The 240-nt window shown below is 45.0% G+C and carries 1 protein-coding gene; it reads right to left on the minus strand.

Translation table 11 applies throughout. The features are described 5' to 3' along the window. Positions 1 to 53 precede the first annotated feature (53 nt). The coding region (locus tag CWC30_RS18225; protein WP_138627775.1) for a DUF2057 family protein at positions 54 to 240 on the minus strand (187 nt) is incomplete at its 5' end.

The raw sequence follows: 240 nt of genomic DNA on the forward strand, positions 1-240 counted from the left end.
TAGCGTTACCAATTAACTAAAAAGGGCCAATTTGGCCCTTTTTTAATGCTTAATTATTTTGTTACTTTATCTAAAAAAGCCTGCCTTTCAGCGAGCGTTGCTTGTTGCCACCAAAAGTAGAGCATATTTGCCGCACTTGGCATGCCTTTTCCATTAATTGGCGTAATCGGTTTAATGGGACGACTCGGTTTTTGCGGGCCCGCGGGGGTTGCTGTTGGTTGCTGGTTCACCTGTGCGCTT

Source organism: Pseudoalteromonas sp. S4741, from assembly GCF_005886135.1.
Taxonomy (GTDB): domain Bacteria; phylum Pseudomonadota; class Gammaproteobacteria; order Enterobacterales; family Alteromonadaceae; genus Pseudoalteromonas; species Pseudoalteromonas tetraodonis.